This is a genomic window from Candidatus Polarisedimenticolia bacterium (genome assembly GCA_036004685.1).
In the GTDB taxonomy this organism is placed as follows: domain Bacteria; phylum Acidobacteriota; class Polarisedimenticolia; order Gp22-AA2; family AA152; genus DASYRE01.
In genome coordinates this window covers 1-1,978 of record DASYRE010000002.1, presented here as the reverse complement: position 1 = coordinate 1,978, position 1,978 = coordinate 1, and the positions used below count along the sequence as shown (strand labels likewise).

Sequence of the window (1,978 nt, the reverse complement as noted above, 5' to 3'; positions counted from 1 at the left end):
AAAGTAAAGGCGGCGTAGGCGAGGATCGCGAAGGTCACGTGCAGGGCGAAGAGGGTGCCTCGCGTGTCCGACCCCGCAGCCAGGCCGGGCTGCGGCAGCAACAGGCCGAGGATCGAGAAGAGAATGACGAACGGGATCAGGAACGGTCCGACGGCTCGCTCCCGGTGACGGAACAGCAGCGCGAGATACGAGAGGCCCAGCATCCAGCCGAAGAGCGAGAGGGAGCCGCCGATCGTCCGGTAGGGAACCGAATGGAGGGCCCGCGCCCGGACCTCGAGATCCGCAAACTGAAGGGCGAGACCCGCCCCGACCATCACATGGCCGGGCAGAGCCGGCACGCGCGGCCGGACGAGGGACACGATCGAATAGACCTCGGCGCCGAGATAGAGAACCACGGCGACCCAGCCGAGAGCGTGCGATTCCATCGACGCGAAGGAGTCTACCAAGCCGGCAGACGGAAGGCGGGAAGGCTTATCGCCTGCCGCCTGCCGCCTCCCGCCTTCCGGGAGGAATCAGCCCTTCGCGGGGGTGGGCACGGCGACGGGTGTCGGAGGCTTTGCCTCCTCTGGCATCTGCTTGTTGGCTTCGACCTGGACATTGATGTCCACTTCGTCGGAGAGCATGAAGCCGCCCGTGTCGAGGGGACGGTTCCAGACAATCCCGAAGTCCTTCCGGCTGAACGGGAAATTGATTTCGAAACCCGTCTTTTCGGTCATGCCGGTCCGGCCTTTGATCTTCAAGAACCCTCCGTGCTTGACGGGAACAGTAATCGTCCTCGTCACGCCGTGCAGAGTGAATTCGCCGGTCACTTCGTAAGCGTCTTTGCCCTTCGGCTCGATCTTCGTGCTCTTGAACGTGATCGTTGGGTACTTGGCGGTGTCGAAGAAGTTATCCGAGCGCAGGTCCTTGTCCCGGTTCTCGTTGGCGGTGTCGATCGAGGCAGCCTGAATCAGCTCGACTTTCGAGGCAGACGGGTTGGCCCGGTCGATCCAGATCGTTCCATCGAAATCCTTGAAGCGCCCTTCCACCTTGGAAACGAAGTGCCGGATGCGGAACCCCACCAGGGAGTGCGCCTTGTCGAAGGTGAAGGTCTCGGTGTCTCCGAGGGCCGGCCGGGAGGCCGCGGCCAGCAAGGCCAGGACCGCCACGAAGCGGGGATTCCTTTGCATCCGTTTTCCTCCAATTCCTGCGTAATCTATGACGGCCCCTGGGCGCCGGATTCCGTCTTCAGACTCTCCTCATGCACCTTGACCTGCCCGGAGGCGCCCCATACACTCGGAGATCGCCATGGCAACGCCGCGGAGAATCGCTCTCTTCCCGCCAACGCGGAATCAGGTTCGGCCTCAATGAACGATCCCTTCCATGCACGCCAGACATTCCGGACCGGGGCCGGCGGCGAAGGTGCCTTCTTCTCCCTGAGCGAGATCGAGAAGGCCGGCGTGGGAGAGATCTCACGCCTCCCGATCAGTCTGCGGATCGTCCTCGAATCCGTCCTTCGCAACCTGGACGGCCAGAGGATCAAGGAGGAGGACGTTCGCCGGCTGGCGCAGTGGAAGCCGAAGGCGGAGCGCACCGCGGAGATCCCGTTCGTCGTCGCCCGCATCATCCTCCAGGACTTCACGGGTGTCCCGCTTCTCGTGGATCTGGCCGCGATGCGATCCGCGGTCGAGCGCCTGGGTAAGGACCCCGCCGTCATCGAACCGCTCGTTCCCGTCGCGCTCGTCATAGACCATTCCGTCCAGGTGGATGTCTGGTCCAACCCGGAAGCGCTCGCCCGCAACATGGAGATGGAGTTCAAGAGGAACCGCGCCCGCTACGAGTTTCTTAAATGGGGCATGCAGGCGTTCCACGGTTTCGACGTCGTGCCCCCCGGGATCGGCATCGTCCATCAGGTCAACCTGGAGTATCTCGCCCGAGGTGTGCTCGAAAAAAACGGCGTGTTCTATCCCGACACGCTCGTCGGGACCGACTCGCACAC

The 1,978-nt window shown here is 63.2% G+C and carries 3 protein-coding genes; 1 reads left to right on the top strand and 2 read right to left on the bottom strand.

Annotation, left to right across the window (positions count from 1 at the left end):
• On the bottom strand, positions 1 to 425 hold a 425-nt coding region (locus VGR67_00060; protein HEV8334797.1), incomplete at its 3' end, for a hypothetical protein.
• An 87-nt stretch (positions 426 to 512) separates the two neighbouring features.
• Positions 513 to 1,169 carry a YceI family protein gene (locus tag VGR67_00055; GenBank protein ID HEV8334796.1) on the bottom strand — a complete coding sequence of 219 codons (657 nt, stop codon included), beginning with the start codon at positions 1,167 to 1,169 and terminating at the stop codon, positions 513 to 515.
• 177 nt (positions 1,170 to 1,346) lie between these two features.
• On the opposite strand from VGR67_00055, the gene VGR67_00050 reads away from it, so the two are divergent.
• The coding region (locus VGR67_00050; protein ID HEV8334795.1) for an aconitase family protein at positions 1,347 to 1,978 on the top strand (632 nt) is incomplete at its 3' end.

What these genes read in the sequence shown, in the direction of transcription:
- VGR67_00055 (HEV8334796.1), bottom strand. Translation starts at nt 1,169, where the DNA reads ATGCAAAGGAATCCCCGCTTCGTGGCGGTCCTGGCCTTGCTGGCCGCG.